We start from the raw sequence: 15842 nt of genomic DNA, 5'->3' as shown, positions 1-15842 counted from the left end.
TCTTTGAGAAACGAACCGAATTGCTCCCCGGGCGCGAAGGCCTCGGTCCATCCGTTGCGCTGCAAGGCTTCCTGCCACTGCGGCGTCTTCTGCAGAGTTCCTGCCGCGCCTTGACCTTCCCGATGAGCGACTTCGCCCCGGCGACCGCCGCCTTGCCCGCGCCCTTCGCGCTCGCGGCCAGGAACGTCGTCCAGTCGAAATAGTCGCGCCACAGCACGATCCGGCCGTCGCGCACTTCGAACGTGCCGCACACCCAGAACTCCGCCTCCCACGAACCACGCCGGAGGACGTCGGTGCGCTCGGTGAGCACGATCGGGCCGTCGGCGGCGATGTGGTGGGTGCGCGCCTCGAACCCGCTGCCGTAGCGGGCCATGGTGCGCAATTGCTTCTCCACCGCCGAAAACCCGCGGGCGGCGGGAAGCGGGACGTTCTGATAGACGATGTCGATCGCCACGAAGCCCAGCGCGCGGTCGATGTCGAGCTCTTCGAGGGCCTGAAGGAAACCGGTCACCACGGTCTTCGGATCCGTCATGCCGACCAAGGCTAATCCGGTTTTGAACCGCCGGAAGGTCACAGCCGTATCACAGAACGGAGGGGCCGGTTTCCCTGACTACGGAGGTATCGATGCGACGACGACTGCCGATGGCACTGTCCGCGCTGGTCGTCTGGGTGCTCGCGGCCTGCTCGACGGCCACGGGCGCGGCGCCGGCGGCGAACACGCCCGGCGCCAACCAGGCCGACGTCACCTTCTCCCAGCAGATGGTCCCGCACCACCAGCAGTCGATCCAGGTGGCGAACCTGGCTTCGGAACGGTCGGCTTCCGACTACGTGAAGGCCACCGCGGCCAAGATCGTCGAGGCCGAGTCGGCCGAGGTCCGGACGATGACCGGCTGGCTCCAGGCGTGGAACGCCGCCGTGCTGCCCGCGGCGGGCCACGCGGGACACGCAATGCCGGGGATGATCACCGAAGGACAGGTCGCCTCGCTCCAGAACCTGACCGGCGCCGAGTTCGACAAGACGTGGCTCCCGCTGATGGCCGAGCACCTGCGCAACGGCGTCGCGATGGCCAAGACCGTGCTCTCCTCGGGCGAGCACGCCGAGACCAAAGCGCTGGCCCAGGAGATCGTGGAGAACCAGACGGCGGCGATCGACGAGATCACCGCGCAGCTTTCCTGACCCCCTGAAGACCCCGGAAGGCCCTCCGGTATTGTTCTCGGCGGTGGCGTGTCCGAGCGGCCGAAGGAGCACGACTCGAAATCGTGTGACGGTTAATACCCGTCCGTGGGTTCAAATCCCACCGCCACCGCGGCGAAGAGCCCGGTCTCCACGGAGACCGGGCTCTTCTGCGTCAGTCCCGTCCGCGCTGCCCGTGGAAGAAGTCTTCGAGCAGGGCCGCGCATTCGGACTCCAGCACCCCGCCGACGACTTCCGCGCGATGGCTGAGCCGACGGTCGCGGACGACGTCCCACAGCGAACCCACGGCGCCCGTCTTGGGCTCCCAGGCGCCGAAGACGAGCTTCGAGACCCGGGCCATCACGAGCGCGCCCGCGCACATCGTGCAGGGCTCCAGCGTCACCGCGAGCGTGCAGCCTTCGAGGCGCCAGCCGTCGCCGTAGCTCTCGGACGCGGCCCGCAGCGCGAGGATCTCCGCATGCGCCGTCGGGTCGCCGAGTTCTTCGCGGGCGTTGCGCGCGGAGGCCAGCGGGGTCCCGTCGGGGGAAAGGACGACGGCGCCGATCGGCACGTCGTCGCCCGCACCTCGCGCCGCATCGATCGCCGCCTGGACGGCGGCGATGTCGGCGGCGGAGGCGGCGGGGCTCAGATCTCGTCCAGGATCTTGGCGAACTCGGCGGCGAATCCGCACCGCTGCGCGACCATCTGGAGCTGCTCGTCCGGATAGAGCTCGACCTCGCCGACGATCACCTGGAGCTCGGCCCCCGGCAGTCCGAGATCGGACAGGATCTCCAGATCGCCTTCCGGCCAGACCGCGTCGTCGTCCTCATCCGGGGGATCGACTCTCAGCACGTCGAGCACGTCGGCGGCGATGTCGTAGTCGAGCGCCGCGGCGGCGTCGGACAGCAGCAGCGACGGACCTCTGGGGCTCGGCCGGACGATCACGAAGAACTCGTCGTCGATCGCCAGCAGGCCGAACGCGGCACCGGTCGAACGCAGTTTTCCCAGCTCGGTGATCGCAGCGTCGAGTTCGGCGAGCGCCCCCTGATCCAGGGAACTGCACCGCCATCGACCGTCCTCCCGCACCACGGCCACCGCGAACCCCGTGATCGGCTCTTGCACCGCCATGCGCACACCGTATTCCGCCCGCATTCGGAACGCACGCACGGTGCGCCCGAAGCGCCGCATGCGCCACTATCGAGACATGACCGGACCCACCGACCTTCCCACCCTCCCCGATGCCCGCTTCGCCGGATTGCTGGACGAGGCCCGGGCGCTTCAAACGAAAACCGTGGAACTCCGCCGGGAGATCCACCGGAATCCGGAGATCGGCCTCCATCTGCCGAAGACCCAGGCCGTGATCAAAGCGGCCCTCGAGGGCCTGCCCCTGGAGATCAGCGAGGGCAAATCGACCACTTCGCTGACCGCCGTCCTGCGGGGCGGGAAGCCCGGCCCGGCGATCCTGCTCCGCGGCGACATGGACGCGCTGCCGCTGCACGAGGACACCGGTCTCGACTTCGCCTCCGAAGACGACGGCTCGATGCACGCCTGCGGGCACGACACCCACGTCGCCATGCTGGCGTCGGCCGCGCGGCTGCTCAGCGAGCACGTCGACGAGCTGGCCGGGTCGGTGGTGTTCATGTTCCAGCCGGGCGAGGAAGGCGAGCACGGCGCGCGCCACATGATCCACGAAGGCGTGCTCGACGCCGCGGGCGAGCGGGTCGAGAAGGCGTTCGGCCTGCACATCTTCACCTCGGCCGCGTCCGGCGTCGTGCAGACGCGGCCGGGTCCGATCATGGCGTCGGCGAACAGCTTCCACGTCACCGTCACCGGCCGGGGCGGGCACGGCTCGGCGCCGCACCAGGCGATCGACCCGGTGCCGGCGGCGGCCGCGATGGTGAGCGCGCTGCAGACGATGGTGACCCGCAAGGTGAGCGTGTTCGAACCCGCGGTGGTCTCGGTGACCCGCATCGAGACCGGGACCACGACGAACATCATCCCGGAGACGGCGTTCCTGGAGGGCACGATCCGCACGCTGTCCGAGCGGACGCAGGCGTTCGTGCGCGAGGAGCTGCCGCGGGTGTGCGAGGCGGTCGGCGCGGCGCACGGCGTCCGCGTGAGCGCCGAAGTCCTCCCCGGCTACCCGGTCACGGTGAACGATCCGCACGTCGCGGCGCGGGTGCAGGAGCTGGCGGCCGAGGTCCTCGGGGCGAAGAACTCCGAGCCCATGGAGAACCCGGTGATGGGCGCGGAGGACTTCTCGTATGTCCTGCAACGCGTCCCGGGCGCGTTCGCCTTCCTCGGCGCCTGCCCGCCCGAGGCCGACCTGGCCACGGTCGAGGCGAACCACTCGAACCGCGTGATCTTCCACGAGGACGCCATGGCCAACGGCGTCGCGATGTACGCCGCGTTCGCCCTGGACGCGCTTCGGTAGCCATTACACAACGCTGTTGATTTAATGGGGTCATGAGCGATGACACCCTGGCCGTCCTGGCCGCGCAGGAGGAGCGCCTGGTCTTCCGCCGGTTCGACAACGAGACCGCGCTGGAGCTGGGCGCCCACCTGCTCGCGGTGGCACGGGACCGCGCCCTTCCGGTGACGGTCTCCGTGCGCCGCGGCGACCAGCGGCTGTTCCACGCGTCGCTGCCGGGCACCTCGGCCGACAACGACGCGTGGATCGACCGCAAGAGCCGCGTCGTCGACCGCTACGGGCACAGCTCGTTCCTCGTCGGCGAACGGTTCCGCGCGAAGGGCACGACGTTCGAGGCCGGCTCCCGCCTCGATCCGGACCTGTACGCCGCGCACGGCGGCGTGTTCCCGGTGATCGTCGACGGTGTCGGCCCGGTCGGCACCGTCGGCGTCTCGGGACTGCCTCAGGCCGACGATCACGCGTTCGTCGTCGAGCAGCTGGAGACCTTCCTCGCTCGATTGTCCTAAGTAGACTATCCACGGAGTTGTCCACAGGTTGTTCACGTGTGGACAACTCCGTCCGCCGACGACAAAACCGGACGAGTTCCGGTGATTTCTTGACAAACTCCCTAGTGGTCTAGTCCAATCTCTGACGTGACGTGAACCACATCCGAGGGAGTCCCCATGCGCCGGAAATCCGTCGTCGGCATCGTTTTCCTCTTACTGGGCCTGCTGATGCCCGCCACGGCCCAGGCCGCGATCCCGGCCCACGCCCTGGTCGGCTACCTGCACACGAGCTTCGCGAACGGTTCCGGCTACACGCGGATCGCCGACGTCCCCGACGACTGGGACATCATCGACCTCGCCTTCGCCGAGCCTACTTCCGTGACCTCGGGCGAACTCCGGTTCGGCCTCTGCCCGGCAGCGGAATGCCCGAACGTCGAATCCGAGGCGGAGTTCATCGCCGGGATCAAGGCGCAGCGGGAAAAGGGCAAGAAGGTGGTCGTCTCGGTCGGCGGGCAGAACGGGCAGGTGCGGCTGACCACCCCCGCCGCGCGGGACGCGTTCGTCACTTCCGCGAGCGCGATCATCGACAAGTACGGCCTGGACGGCATCGACATCGACTTCGAGGGCCACTCGCTGTCGCTGGACGCGGGCGACTCCGACTTCAAGAACCCGAAGACTCCCGTGGTGGTCAACCTGATCTCCGCGCTGAAGACGTTGAAAGCCAAGTACGGCAACGACTTCGTGCTGACGATGGCGCCGGAGACGTTCTTCGTCCAACTCGGACACCAGTTCTACGGCCCGGGTCCGAACGGGAGCGCCGACCCGCGGTCCGGGGCGTACCTGCCGGTGATCCACGCGCTGCGGGACTCGCTGACGGTGCTGCACGTCCAGGACTACAACTCCGGCCCGATCATGGGCCTCGACGGCCAGTACCACACGATGGGGACCGCGGACTTCCACACGGCGATGACCGACATGGTGCTCGCCGGCTTCCCAGTCGCGGGCGACGCGGCGAACGTCTTCCCCGCGCTGAAGCCGGAGCAGGTCGCCATCGGCCTGCCGGCGGCGCCGTCCGCGGGCAACGGGCACACGACTCCGGCCGACGTGCGCGCGTCGCTGGACTGCCTGACGAAGGGAAGCGGCTGCGGCTCCTACAAGCCGCACGGCACCTTCCCGGCGCTGCGCGGGCTGATGACGTGGTCGATCAACTGGGACAAGTACAACGGCTGGGAGTTCTCGAAGAACTTCGCTTCCTACTTCGGCTGAGCTCCACCCCGAGACCGCTGTCCGTGAAGGCCTCCTTGAGGGACTCTGGGTCCCTCAAGGAGGCCTTCACGGACTTGCGCACAGGGCGGGTGTCCTGACTTTCAGGACAAGTGGTCTGGTAACGTGCGACGTCACATCATATATCAGATCGGACATGCCAGTGAGCTCCACTTCCCGGTTCGACGAGCGGAAACGGCGGCTGTCCGGGGTCGTGGCCATCCCGGTGACGCCGTTCGACGCGGGCGGCGCCGTGGATCCGGAGACCTACGCGAAGCTCGTGGACCGGGTGATCGCGGCCGGCGTCGAGGTAGTGACGCCGAACGGCAACACCGGCGAGTTCTACGCGCTGGACGAGACCGAGACGCGGCACTGTCTCGAAGTGACGGTCGAGGCCGCGGCCGGGCGGGCGAGTGTGGTCGCCGGCGTCGGGCACGATCTCCGGACCGCGATCGGCGCGGCGCGGCACGCGCGGGAGACCGGCGCCGGGCTGATCATGATCCATCAGCCGGTGCATCCGTACGTCTCGGCGGAGGGCTGGGTCGAGTACCACCGCGCCATCGCGGCGGCGGTCCCGGAACTGGGCGTCGTGCCGTACGTGCGCGACGCGCGGATCGAGGGCGAGCAGCTGGCCAGGCTCGGCGACGCCGCGGAGAACGTCATCGGGGTGAAGTACGCGGTGCCGGATCCGGTGCGGTTCGCCTCGGTGGCGCGGGACGCGGGGCTCGATCGCTTCACGTGGATCGCCGGGCTGGCGGAGCTGTCGGCGCCGGGCTACTTCGCCGTCGGCGCGACCGGGTTCACCTCGGGGCTGGTGAACGTCGCGCCGTCGCTCTCGCTGGAGATGTTCCGCGCGCTGCGGGACGGCGATTTCGGCGCCACGATGGCCTGCTGGGAGCGCGTCCGGCCCTTCGAGGAGCTTCGTGCCGCGGACGGGAACGCCCACAACGTGAGCGTGGTGAAGGAAGCGCTGGCGCGGCTGGGGTTGTGCCGCCGCGACGTCCGTCCGCCGAGCCGTCCGCTCACCACCGAAGAGCGGGAACGGGTCGAGGGCGCGCTGTGGCCGGGGTTACTCACGCGTTAACAAGGCGTCAGCGAGCCCTCGGAACGCGTCAGGGAGGCGTTGGCGGAGCGGCCGGGCCGGGTCGATCGGAGTTGTGCTGACGGGGCACTGACCGATCGACGCGGAGGTAACCGTGACGCTCAGCGAGCTCCTGCCCAGCCTCGGTTGCGAGGCCGCCGACCACCTCGAATCCGGGGTCTGGCCACGGAGCACCCGGCTCGGACCGGGCGGTGAACTGCTGTTCGCCGGCGCGCCGGTCTCGCACCTCGCCGCGAGGTTCGGGACCCCGGCGTACCTGATCGACGAGGACGAGGTCCGGCAGAACGCCCGCGCGTACCGCCAAGCCTTGCCGGACGCCGAGGTGGCGTACGCGAGCAAGGCGCTGTGCACCCGCGCGGTGCTGCGGTGGGTCGCCGAGGAGGGGCTTTCCCTCGACACCTGTTCGGCGGGCGAGATCGCGGTGGCGCGGTCGGTCGGCTTCCCCGCCGAGCGGATCCTGCTGCACGGCAACGCGAAGACCCCCGAGGACCTCAAGGCCGCGCTCTCCTACGGCGTCCGCCGGATCGTGGTGGACTCGCTCGACGAGGTCGAGCAGCTCGGCGCGCTGGCCACCGGCGCACAGCAGGTGCTGATCCGCGTGACCCCGGACGTCTCGGCGGGCACGCACGCGGCGATCACCACCGGCACCGAAGGGCAGAAGTTCGGCTTCTCACTCCGCGAGGAGGTCCGCGACAACCTCGGCCGGGCCGTCTCGGCCGTACTCGCGCAACCGGGGCTCCGCCTGGCCGGGCTGCACTGCCACATCGGCTCGCAGGTGTCCCGCGTGGACTTCTACGAACTGGCCGCCCGCAAGATGATCGGGGTGCTCGTCGCACTCCGTGAGAGCCACGGCGTCACGTTGCGGGAATTGGACCTCGGCGGCGGGCACGCCGTCCGCTATCTGCCCGGCGACACCGGTTTCGACATCGACGGATACGTGCGGCGGCTGCGGGTCGCGCTCGCCTACGAATGCGCGTCGCACGGCTTCCCGCCGCCGAAACTGACGATCGAACCGGGCCGCGCGATCGTCGGCCCGGCCGGGATCACCGTGTACCGGGTCTGCGCGGTAAAACGCGGTTCGCGCACTTTCGTCGCCGTCGACGGCGGGATGAGCGACAACGCGCGGCCCGCGCTCTACGGGGCGGCGTACACCGCGCGCCTGATCGGCAGGCGCAGCCGGGCGGCCCGCCGGCCGATGACGGTGGTCGGACGGCACTGCGAATCGGGCGACGTCCTCGCCGACGGGCTCACGCTCCCCGACGACGTCCACCCCGGCGATCTGCTCGCCGTCCCGTGCACCGGGGCATACCATCACTCGCTCGCGTCGAATTACAATCTCGTCGGCAGGCCCCCGCTCGTCGGCGTTTCCCGCGGCACGGCGACCCTCCTCGTGCGCCGCGAAACCGAGGAAGACCTGCTCAAACGCGATCTCGGCTGACCCCGGTTCCGAAAACCTCGGCACTCTCCCTGTCGGACGACCGATTCCTTCGCGTCACAGCGCCGGGAAAGAGAATCGCGACAAACAACTTAACGGCGGTAGCATTCTGGACATTGATCGATACGCTGCGCGACAAGAATCGCATGCCGAAACAAAGGGAGGGACGGCATGGGTGACGAACCACGCGCGCAGATGGAGCAGCGCACACCTAGAGGGTTGGACAATACCGATCGCACTCTGATCGCCCTACTGCAAGTCGACGGGCGGGCCTCGTTCACGGCACTCGCCAAAGCCGTCGGCTTGTCGGAGGGCGCCGTGCGGCAGCGCGTCCAGCGCCTGCTGCGGGACGAGACGATGCAGATCGTCGCGGTCACCGATCCGGCCAATGTCGGGCTCGGCCGTCAGGCGATGGTCGGGATCAGAGTCCAAGGCGATCCGCGAGCGGTCTCCGACCAGCTCTCCGGGTTGCCGGACGTCCATTACGTCGTGCTCACCGCGGGAGGCTACGACCTGCTCGCCGAGGTGGCCTGCCGGGACGACGAGCACCTCTTGAGTGTGTTGAACGACGACATCCGGCCCATCCCGGGAGTCGTCAGCACCGAAACGCTCGTTTACCTGAAACTCGCAAAACAGACATATGCCTGGGGCAATCTGACCCGGTGATCCACAGAAGGGGGGAGTCGTGAGTGTTCGCACGGAAAGAACACTCACGACACCTTGGCCCCCTAGACGCACCGCAGATACACGTCGGGAGTCCGCCGCCCGGAATCGAGACCGCGGAGGACTTTCGGCAGCCGCCCGCCGTACAGGACCCCGAGCCGCTGCGTCGCCCGCGTCAGCGCGACGTACAGCTCCGCCGCGCCGTTCGGGCCGCCGGCGAGGATCCGCTCCGGTCCCACCACCAGGACGGCGTCGTACTCCAGGCCCTTGGCCGCGGACGGCGTGATCGCGCCCGGCACGCCGGGCGGCCCGATGACGACCGACGTCCCCTCGCGCCCTGATTCCTCGCGGACGAATTCCGCGACGGCGTCCTCGACGTCGACCGTGTCCATTTCGGACAGTCGACGGGCCCACGGTGGCACGCCGCACGAACGCACCGATTCCGGCGGCACGACGTCCGGGGCGAAACTCGCCAGCACCGAGGCCGCCACCGCCATGATCTCCGACGGCGTCCGGTAGTTGACGGTCAGCTTCCGGTACACCCACCGGTCGGCGACGTACCGGGAGAGCATCTCGTCCCACGACCGAGCGCCGGACGGCGAGCGGCGCTGCGCGAGATCCCCGACGACGGTGAAAGACCGGCTGGGGCACCGCCTCATCAGCACTCGCCAGTCCATTTCGGACAGTTCCTGTGCCTCGTCGACCACGACGTGCCCGTAGGTCCATTCCCGATCGGCGGCGGCGCGTTCGGCCAGATCCCGCTCGTCGCGTTCGGCGAACCGCTCCGCGAGGTCCTCCGCCTTCAGGACGTCCATCGGGCGAAGCGCGAACTCGTAGTCGTCGTGATCCTCTTCGACCTCGACGATTTCCAGCACGCGCTCCGCGTATTCCCGCTGCGCGAGCTGTCGCCGTTCCTCGGCCCGCCGTTCGGCCGCGCGGTCCCAGCCGAGCAGTTCGACGGCCTCGTCCAGCAGCGGCACGTCGGACACCGTCCACGCGGCGGCGTCCGCGCGGAACAGCGCCGGATCGGCCCCTGCCGCCCTCAACCGCTCCGGCGAGGCGTAGAGGTCGGCGAGGAGCCGCCGCGGCGTCAGGACCGGCCAGAGGCGGTCGAGCACCGCACCGAGCGCCACGCTGCCCTCCAGATCGCGCCGGAGGTTCTTGAGCATCTCCGGACGGGTGTGCCGGTCGTCCTTCGGCAGCCAGCCCGCGCCGATCCGGTCGACGGCGCGTTCGGCGAGCGCGACGACCACCTCGCGTTCGAAAACGGACTTCGCCTCGTTGTGCAGCAGATCGCTGTCCCTGGCCACCTCGCGCGCGGCGGCCACGACCTCGGCGTCCAGCGGCACGGTGACGTCGTCGAGCTCGATCGGCTCCGGCCCGGCGGGCAGTTCCTGCCGGTCCGCCACCGCCGCCGCGAGCACGTCGAGGATCGCCAGCGAGCCCTTGAGCCGCTGCACCTCCGGCGGATCCTCGCGTTCGGCGCGCAGCCCGGCGACGAGGCCGCCGGGCGTCGTGAAGACGGCGGCGGTCTCGCCCGGGGACGGCAGGACCCGGCCGATGTGGTCGAGGAAGCCGCTGCTCGGCCCGACCACGAGCACGCCGCGGCGTTCCATCCGCTCCCGTTTCGTGTACAGCAGGTACGCCACCCGGTGCAGCGCCACCGCCGTCTTCCCGGTGCCCGGACCGCCCTCCACGACGACGACCCCCGCGTGGTCCAGGCGGATGATCTCGTCCTGCTCGGCCTGGATCGTCGCGACGATGTCCCGCATCCCCTCGCCGCGCGGCGCGTTGACCGCGGCCAGCAGCGCGACGTCACCCCGTTCCCCCGATTCCGGACGGCCGAAGACCTCGTCGGTGAAGTCGAGGACTTCACGGCCGAGCGTGCGGAATTGGCGGCGCCTCGACATTCCTTCCGGCGACGCGCCCGTCGCGCAGTAAAAGGCTCGCGACGCCGGCGCCCGCCAATCCAGCACCAGCGGTTCGTAGTCGTTCTCTTCGTCGAAAAGGCCGATGCGGCCGACGTAGGACCGGTCGCCCGAAAGGGCGTCCAAACGGCCGAAACAAAGGCCCTCGTCGGCGATCTTCAACCTCGCGATCTCGCGGGCTTTCGTCCCGACCGAGACTTCCCGGTCGGAAAGCGCGAAGCCTTCTCCCCGCAGCGCACCCGCGTACGCTTCGCCCACCCGCACGCGTTCCGCGTCCAGCCGCCCGTAGAGCGACGCGACGTACTCCCGTTCGGACCGCAATTCCTCGTCGTACCCCTGATTTGACAAGTTCCCCTCACAGCGGTTAGACTGACAACACAATTCGGCGCGCTGATCAAAGAATATGATCAGACGCCGATTTTTTATTGTCCACCCCTTGTCAAGAGGATCCCGCATTCCCCGGGAAACGATCGTGCGCGATAATGGGGACGGACATCCGCCATTACCGCGCACGATCCGCGGCACTCAGCCGAGCATGAACTCGCGCGGGTCCAGCGCCCTTCCCACCACGCGGACGTCACCCAGCCAGCCGTGGAACGCCTGCTCGACGATCGAGTCGTAGGCGTAGGCGCCGATCAGCCAGGAGCCACCGGGGTTCGCGATCCCCGCCGCGGCCGTCTTCGGATTCCGCAGCACCGGGCAGCCGTCGACGTAGAGCGTCGTCCGCCTGCCGTCGTTGACGGCGGCGACGTGGATCCATTCCTTCAGCGCCATTTCGTGTCCCCACGCGGTCGAGATCCCGTTCTGGTTCAGCGGGAACACTGCCCACTGGAACGCCGCACCGTCCGAAAGGGACAGTGTGGCCGACGGCTCGCCGGGATCGTCGCCGGTCTTGCCCGCCTTGCCGCCGGACCCCTGCCTGCCGAAGATCGCGGCCCAGGAGTGCTTGCCGTCCTTGAAATCCTCGGGCAGTTTCACGAACGCCTCGACGGTGTAACCGCGCGCGAACGTCTCCGCGTTCATCGGCGCGGAATCCGCCGTGCGCAGATACGCGCCGCGCGCCGGCTTCTTGCCGCCCTCGAACCGGAGACTCGACCTCGACGGCTGCCGTCCGGAGAACTCCCCGGAGTACCGCAGCGTTTCGGGGGCGCTGCCCGGCAGGGTCACCCGGACCAGGTCGTTACCCCGGCCGGAAAGGTCGCGGACCCCGTCGACGGCCGCGCCGTCCCGGCCTTCGAACCGCCAGTACGCCACGGTCCCGCGGATCAGCTGCCGGTCGGCTGGCCGCGCGGGCGGGGCCGCGACCGGCGCGAACCCGGCGAACCTCGACTCGAAGTCGATCTCCAGGCTGAAGTAGTCCGAGGGACCGGTGCGCTCGATCTCCCGCCGCTGCAGCTCGTTGAGCCGGGGTGCCTGATCCGCCAGCCACGGCGAGAACGTGCGGACGTCGATCACGTTCCGCGCGAGGTCGAACCGGTAGAGCCGGATCATCGCGCTGCCGCCGTAGTAGCGGTCCTGGTAGTTGGTGATGTGCAGGTGGACGTCGTGGCCCGCGTTGTTCCGCTTCACCGCGCGCCCGGGCGGCCAGTAGTGCCCGTTGAGGGTCAGGAAGATCTGGTCGTTCCCGGCGATCAGCTCGTCCCACACCTTCTGCCCGAACTCGGAAAGCTGCGCCTGACCGGCCTCGTCGGCCCATACCAATTCGTGGATGGTCAGGATCGCCGGGAGCCGCGGATTCCGCGCGAGCACCGACCGCGCCCACTCCAGCCCGCCCGCCGAGGGCCGCCAGTCGAGCGCGAGCAGTAGCCAGTCGCGTCCGCCTGCCCGGAAGACGTGATGGCTGTTGTAGCCGTCCGGGCTCGCCCCGCGGAAGGTCTTCGAGCCGCGCTGCCGCTGCGGGCCGAACGCGTCGAGGTACGGCGTGCGGCCGCGCTGGTCGTCGGTCGAGGACTTGATGTCGTGGTTGCCCGCGAGGGTGCTGTACGGGAACCGGCGCCGGTCCAGGTGCCCGAAGGACCGGCTGATCTGGTCGAACTCGCCCAGCTGCCCGTTCTCGGTGAGGTCGCCGAGATGTGCCAGGAAGACGATGTTCTCGTCGCCGCCGGTGACGTACCGCAGCGTGGCGTCCAAGGGCGCGGGGTCGCCGCGGTCGGCGTCGAACAGGTACTGGGTGTCGGGCAGGACCGCGAGGGTGAAGCATTCGTCGTCGGCGTCCGGGCCGTGGTGGCCGAAGGACGCGGAAGCCGCGGGGGCGCCGAGAGCGGACACCGCCGCACCGGCGCCGAGCAGGCCCGCGCCGCGCAGGAAGGTCCGTCTGGAGGAGTCGTTCACGGCCGCAACCTACGGTCGCGGAGGCAACGCGTCCCGAACCGCGGATGAACACTTGCCCCGCTCGGTAGCTTCGTCACGATGGGGAACGTCAACCGCTGGCCCGTGCTCGCCGGGGCCGGTGTGGTGGTGGCCGCGGCGACCTGGTGGATCGTGATCGAGATGCCGTCGGTGGACGACAAGGTGGTGCACGAGGCGCTGCCCTCGATCGACGAACATCTGCGCACGCACGCGTGGACCGGCGTGCTCGCCGGCTCCGGCCTCGCCGACGTCCGCTGGGTGTGCACCCAGAAGGTGATCGAAACCCGGCCGGACGGTGACCGGGTCAAGGTCGGCCTGGTCGCGGGCTGCGACGAGACCGCACGGGACGGCGCCGGGCTCGTCACGGGCAGCGGCTTCCGGCAACCGATGGTCTACGTCGTCGAGCGCGGGGAGCGGGGTTACCGCGTCCTGGACCGGCAACTCGCGAAGGACGGCGCGGGCTGCTCGCCTTCGGTCAAGGCCATGTTCTCGTGGCTCGGCGCCCGTCGCGTGCTCGACGGCGCGAGCCCGGACGACCCGAAATCGGTGTCGGCCGCCGCGTTCGGCCTGCCGGACGACACCCCGGTCCGCGCCTGGCGCTGATCAGCCGCGGTTGATCAGTTTCGGCACGACGAACCACATGCCGACGAACAGCGCGGCCGACACCACGCCCAGGACCGCCATCGCGATCGGGCCGTAGACGACCTTGGCGATGAGCGCGACGGTCGTGGTGATCGCGGCCGCGAGGCAGCCGAGTCCGATCAGGACGGAACGGTTGCCGTAGGTGAGGATCCGTTCGCGGTTCCCGGTGCGGAACAGCAGCCGGTGCCACGCGGCGGGCGCCGTCAGGAGCACCGTCGAGCCGACCGTCAGCACGACCGCCGTCAGGTGGACGGACTTCTCGAATCCGCTCGCCTCGTGGAATTCGTCGGTGAACACCACCGTGAGCAGGAAACCGAAGAGGATCTGGACGCCCGCCTGCGCGACCCGGAGTTCCTGCAGGAGCTCACTGACGTTGCGGGTCAGGCGTTCGTTCTTCGTCTCGCCGGTGTGCTCGGTCATGCGGCGGCTCCAGGACCATCGGTTGACGCCTGACCTTCTCGTGCCAGCCGAGCGAGGTCACCGCGACGACCACGACGGCGAGGCCCAGCCATTGCGTTCCGGACAGATGCGCGTCCAGGAACGATACGCCGATCACGGCCGCCGTGACGGGGAACGCGAGCTCCGCCAGCGTCGCCCTGGCGGCCGGTGTCGACCGGAGACCCAGGTAGTACAGGCTCAGCGCCAGCAGCCCGGGAACCAGCGCGAGCAGCCCGAGGCCGAGCGCGTTGTCCCAGCCGACCGCGAACCGGCCGCCTTGGTACGCCACGATGCCCGCCGCGACCGGGAGCCCGACGGTGAAGCGCAGCGTGGTGACCTCCTTGGGCGCCAGCTCGGTGGAAAGCAGCCTGCCGAGTACCGTGCCCGCCGCCCACAACGCGGCCGCGCCGATCGCCAGCAACGCCGCCTTCGCCGCGGCGAGCTGGATGTTCAGCGGATCCTTGAACGCGAGCAGCCAAGCGCCCAGCAGCGCCGGGATCGCGAAAAAGGCGTAGCCCGGACGGACTCGCTCACGGAGTACGAAGTATGCCGCCAGCACGGCGAAAACCGGCTGGAGCTTCTGCAGCACCAACGGCGTCACGGGGTCGCCCAGTTTGAAGGCGGCGGTGAACATCGCCGTCGCGAGCGCGGAGGAACCGCCACCGATCGCGAGCACGGCCAGCCATTCCCGCGGTCCGCACCGCCGCAGCGCGCGGAAAGCGCCGGGGATGAAGGGGCTCAGCACGAGCACCACGAGCAGGTGCTCCCAGAAGACGACCGTGGCCGCCGGGAGTGCTTCGGCGAGCGGGAGCCGCAAAAGCCCGTCGGTGCCCCAAAGCGCTGCTGCGACCGCGACCAGCCAAGTGCGATCCGGAGGGTTGCTACTCACTTTTCCTGCCCATAGTTTGAGAATGATCGCCCGACGGAGTGACGTGTCTGGCGTGTCCGATTCGTGCGGACTAGGCAAGGGGACATGCGCCCCGTCCCCGTACTCGTCTCAGTCCTGTCCGCGGCCGCCTTGGCCATGACCTCCGGCGCCGGGCCGGCCACCGCCGCCGCCTCCGGCCCCCGCGTCCACGTGATCACCGCCAAGAGCGGCCTCACGATCTACAAACCCGACCTCGTCCCGGCCGGCTCACGCGCGCACGTCTTCGGGTTGACCTCCAAGGCTTTCGGCACCTCGACCGCGGTCCTCGTGACCGGGCTGCTGCCGAACCGCGAATACGGCGCGCACGCGCACACGAAGCCGTGCGGCGCCACCGGCGACCTCGCCGGACCGCACTACCAGAACGTCCAAGACCCGGTGCAGCCGTCGGTGGATCCGGCCTACGCCAACCCCCAGAACGAGATCTGGCTCGACCTCACCACCGACGCCACCGGCCGCGGCGCCGCCGTGTCCAAAGTGGACTGGACGTTCGCCGACCGCCGGGCGAACTCGATCGTGATCCACGAAACGCATACGCACACCGACCCCGGCCACGCCGGGACCGCGGGGGCCCGGCTGGCCTGCGTGACGGTCGGGTTCTAGAAGCCCCAGGTACGTTCGGGCCGGATCCTGATCCGGACGTGGTACTCCCGGTCGAATTTCGGGACGTCGTAGTCGATCGCCGGATAGTGCTTCTCGTACTTTTCGAGGAAGCCCGGCTGTTCCGACGGGAGACCGTCCGGCAGGATCTCGGCCCGGCCGCCGACCACCAGGATCGAGCCGCCGTGCTCGTCGCTGTTGAAGTGGAGGCTGACCTCGGGGTTGGCTTCGATGTGCCGCGTCTTCGCCGTGTCCGGCTGGCTGAAGACGAGGAAATCCTCGCCGTCGAGCACGAACCACACCGGGCGGGGCGAAGGGCGGCCCTTCGGGCTGATCGTGGTCAGCCAGGCGACGCTCTCCTTCGCCCGGTCGGCCAGCCGCGGGTCGGGTTGATAGGTCATGAACCGA

General features: G+C 69.4%; 16 protein-coding genes, 1 tRNA gene and 1 pseudogene. 10 read left to right on the top strand and 8 right to left on the bottom strand.

The genetic code is table 11. From position 1 onward, the window contains the following. Positions 1–100: 100 nt before the first annotated feature. Positions 101–532: pseudogene (locus AB0N89_RS30245) on the bottom strand (limonene-1,2-epoxide hydrolase family protein); the annotation flags it as partial. 92 nt (positions 533–624) lie between these two features. Here AB0N89_RS30245 and AB0N89_RS30240 point away from each other — a divergent pair. Further along, positions 625–1176, top strand: coding sequence for a DUF305 domain-containing protein (locus tag AB0N89_RS30240; RefSeq protein WP_364211314.1), 552 nt, complete (start codon positions 625–627; stop codon positions 1174–1176). Between the two features lie 42 nt (positions 1177–1218). Next, positions 1219–1306: transfer RNA gene (locus tag AB0N89_RS30235), tRNA-Ser, on the top strand. 42 nt (positions 1307–1348) lie between these two features. On the opposite strand, the gene AB0N89_RS30230 is transcribed toward AB0N89_RS30235, so the two are convergent. Continuing rightward, positions 1349–1795, bottom strand: coding sequence for a nucleoside deaminase (locus AB0N89_RS30230; RefSeq protein WP_364211329.1), 447 nt, complete (start codon positions 1793–1795; stop codon positions 1349–1351). Positions 1796–1818: 23 nt separating this feature from the next. Beyond that, positions 1819–2301 (bottom strand): tRNA adenosine deaminase-associated protein, encoded by a 483-nt coding sequence (locus tag AB0N89_RS30225; RefSeq protein WP_005167143.1) that lies wholly within the window; start codon positions 2299–2301, stop codon positions 1819–1821. Between the two features lie 76 nt (positions 2302–2377). On the opposite strand from AB0N89_RS30225, the gene AB0N89_RS30220 reads away from it, so the two are divergent. From AB0N89_RS30220 to AB0N89_RS30195, 6 genes are all read left to right on the top strand, one after another. Continuing rightward, positions 2378–3607 (top strand): M20 family metallopeptidase, encoded by a 1230-nt coding sequence (locus AB0N89_RS30220; protein WP_364211311.1) that lies wholly within the window; start codon positions 2378–2380, stop codon positions 3605–3607. Between the two features lie 32 nt (positions 3608–3639). After that, positions 3640–4110 (top strand): heme-degrading domain-containing protein, encoded by a 471-nt coding sequence (locus AB0N89_RS30215; protein ID WP_364211309.1) that lies wholly within the window; start codon positions 3640–3642, stop codon positions 4108–4110. Positions 4111–4266: 156 nt separating this feature from the next. After that, positions 4267–5355 carry a chitinase gene (locus AB0N89_RS30210; RefSeq protein WP_364211306.1) on the top strand — a complete coding sequence of 363 codons (1089 nt, stop codon included), beginning with the start codon at positions 4267–4269 and terminating at the stop codon, positions 5353–5355. 160 nt (positions 5356–5515) lie between these two features. Next, positions 5516–6436 carry a dihydrodipicolinate synthase family protein gene (locus tag AB0N89_RS30205; protein WP_364211303.1) on the top strand — a complete coding sequence of 307 codons (921 nt, stop codon included), beginning with the start codon at positions 5516–5518 and terminating at the stop codon, positions 6434–6436. Positions 6437–6548: 112 nt separating this feature from the next. Then, complete coding sequence (gene lysA / locus AB0N89_RS30200) at positions 6549–7892, top strand: diaminopimelate decarboxylase (RefSeq protein WP_364211300.1); 1344 nt, start codon at positions 6549–6551, stop codon at positions 7890–7892. 168 nt (positions 7893–8060) lie between these two features. After that, positions 8061–8555 carry an Lrp/AsnC family transcriptional regulator gene (locus AB0N89_RS30195; RefSeq protein ID WP_005167158.1) on the top strand — a complete coding sequence of 165 codons (495 nt, stop codon included), beginning with the start codon at positions 8061–8063 and terminating at the stop codon, positions 8553–8555. A gap of 62 nt (positions 8556–8617) precedes the next feature. On the opposite strand, the gene helR is transcribed toward AB0N89_RS30195, so the two are convergent. Both helR and AB0N89_RS30185 read right to left on the bottom strand, forming a co-directional pair. Beyond that, entirely contained in the window at positions 8618–10828 is a 2211-nt protein-coding gene (helR, locus tag AB0N89_RS30190) for an RNA polymerase recycling motor ATPase HelR (RefSeq protein ID WP_364211297.1), read from the bottom strand. Positions 10829–11005: 177 nt separating this feature from the next. Further along, on the bottom strand, positions 11006–12811 hold the full coding sequence (locus tag AB0N89_RS30185) for a LamG-like jellyroll fold domain-containing protein (RefSeq protein ID WP_364211294.1): 1806 nt from the start codon (positions 12809–12811) through the stop codon (positions 11006–11008). Positions 12812–12889: 78 nt separating this feature from the next. On the opposite strand from AB0N89_RS30185, the gene AB0N89_RS30180 reads away from it, so the two are divergent. After that, entirely contained in the window at positions 12890–13432 is a 543-nt protein-coding gene (locus tag AB0N89_RS30180; RefSeq protein ID WP_364211291.1) for a hypothetical protein, read from the top strand. Here AB0N89_RS30180 and AB0N89_RS30175 read toward each other — a convergent pair whose 3' ends face one another. Together AB0N89_RS30175 and AB0N89_RS30170 are read right to left on the bottom strand one after the other, a co-directional pair. Next, on the bottom strand, positions 13433–13891 hold the full coding sequence (locus AB0N89_RS30175; RefSeq protein ID WP_364211288.1) for a DUF6328 family protein: 459 nt from the start codon (positions 13889–13891) through the stop codon (positions 13433–13435). Then, positions 13836–14798, bottom strand: a complete 963-nt coding sequence (locus AB0N89_RS30170; RefSeq protein WP_364211285.1) for an EamA family transporter — start codon at positions 14796–14798, stop codon at positions 13836–13838. The genes AB0N89_RS30175 and AB0N89_RS30170 overlap by 56 nt, the downstream gene beginning before the upstream one ends. Before the next feature lie 84 nt (positions 14799–14882). Between AB0N89_RS30170 and AB0N89_RS30165 the strand changes: the two genes are divergently transcribed. Beyond that, positions 14883–15437, top strand: a complete 555-nt coding sequence (locus tag AB0N89_RS30165; protein ID WP_364211282.1) for a superoxide dismutase — start codon at positions 14883–14885, stop codon at positions 15435–15437. Here the strand turns inward: AB0N89_RS30165 and AB0N89_RS30160 are convergent. Then, positions 15434–15835: a TIGR03667 family PPOX class F420-dependent oxidoreductase gene (locus AB0N89_RS30160; RefSeq protein WP_364211279.1), complete on the bottom strand. Its 402-nt coding sequence runs from the start codon at positions 15833–15835 to the stop codon at positions 15434–15436. The two genes, AB0N89_RS30165 and AB0N89_RS30160, sit on opposite strands and share 4 nt — an antisense overlap. Between the last annotated feature and the right edge of the window lie 7 nt (positions 15836–15842).

It is taken from the genome of Amycolatopsis sp. NPDC089917 (genome assembly GCF_040684635.1).
Lineage (GTDB): Bacteria > Actinomycetota > Actinomycetes > Mycobacteriales > Pseudonocardiaceae > Amycolatopsis.
The sequence above is the reverse complement of the archived record's forward strand: the minus strand, read 5'-3'. Positions and strand labels throughout refer to the sequence as shown.

Bases quoted from the DNA above. Each gene is read 5' to 3' on its own strand.
- AB0N89_RS30240 (WP_364211314.1), top strand. From the start codon at position 625: ATGCGACGACGACTGCCGATGGCACTGTCCGCGCTGGTCGTCTGGGTG.
- AB0N89_RS30225 (WP_005167143.1), bottom strand. From the start codon at position 2,301: ATGGCGGTGCAAGAGCCGATCACGGGGTTCGCGGTGGCCGTGGTGCGG.
- AB0N89_RS30220 (WP_364211311.1), top strand. From the start codon at position 2,378: ATGACCGGACCCACCGACCTTCCCACCCTCCCCGATGCCCGCTTCGCC.
- AB0N89_RS30215 (WP_364211309.1), top strand. From the start codon at position 3,640: ATGAGCGATGACACCCTGGCCGTCCTGGCCGCGCAGGAGGAGCGCCTG.
- AB0N89_RS30210 (WP_364211306.1), top strand. From the start codon at position 4,267: ATGCGCCGGAAATCCGTCGTCGGCATCGTTTTCCTCTTACTGGGCCTG.
- AB0N89_RS30195 (WP_005167158.1), top strand. From the start codon at position 8,061: ATGGGTGACGAACCACGCGCGCAGATGGAGCAGCGCACACCTAGAGGG.
- AB0N89_RS30180 (WP_364211291.1), top strand. From the start codon at position 12,890: ATGGGGAACGTCAACCGCTGGCCCGTGCTCGCCGGGGCCGGTGTGGTG.
- AB0N89_RS30175 (WP_364211288.1), bottom strand. From the start codon at position 13,891: ATGACCGAGCACACCGGCGAGACGAAGAACGAACGCCTGACCCGCAAC.
- AB0N89_RS30165 (WP_364211282.1), top strand. From the start codon at position 14,883: ATGCGCCCCGTCCCCGTACTCGTCTCAGTCCTGTCCGCGGCCGCCTTG.
- AB0N89_RS30160 (WP_364211279.1), bottom strand. From the start codon at position 15,835: ATGACCTATCAACCCGACCCGCGGCTGGCCGACCGGGCGAAGGAGAGC.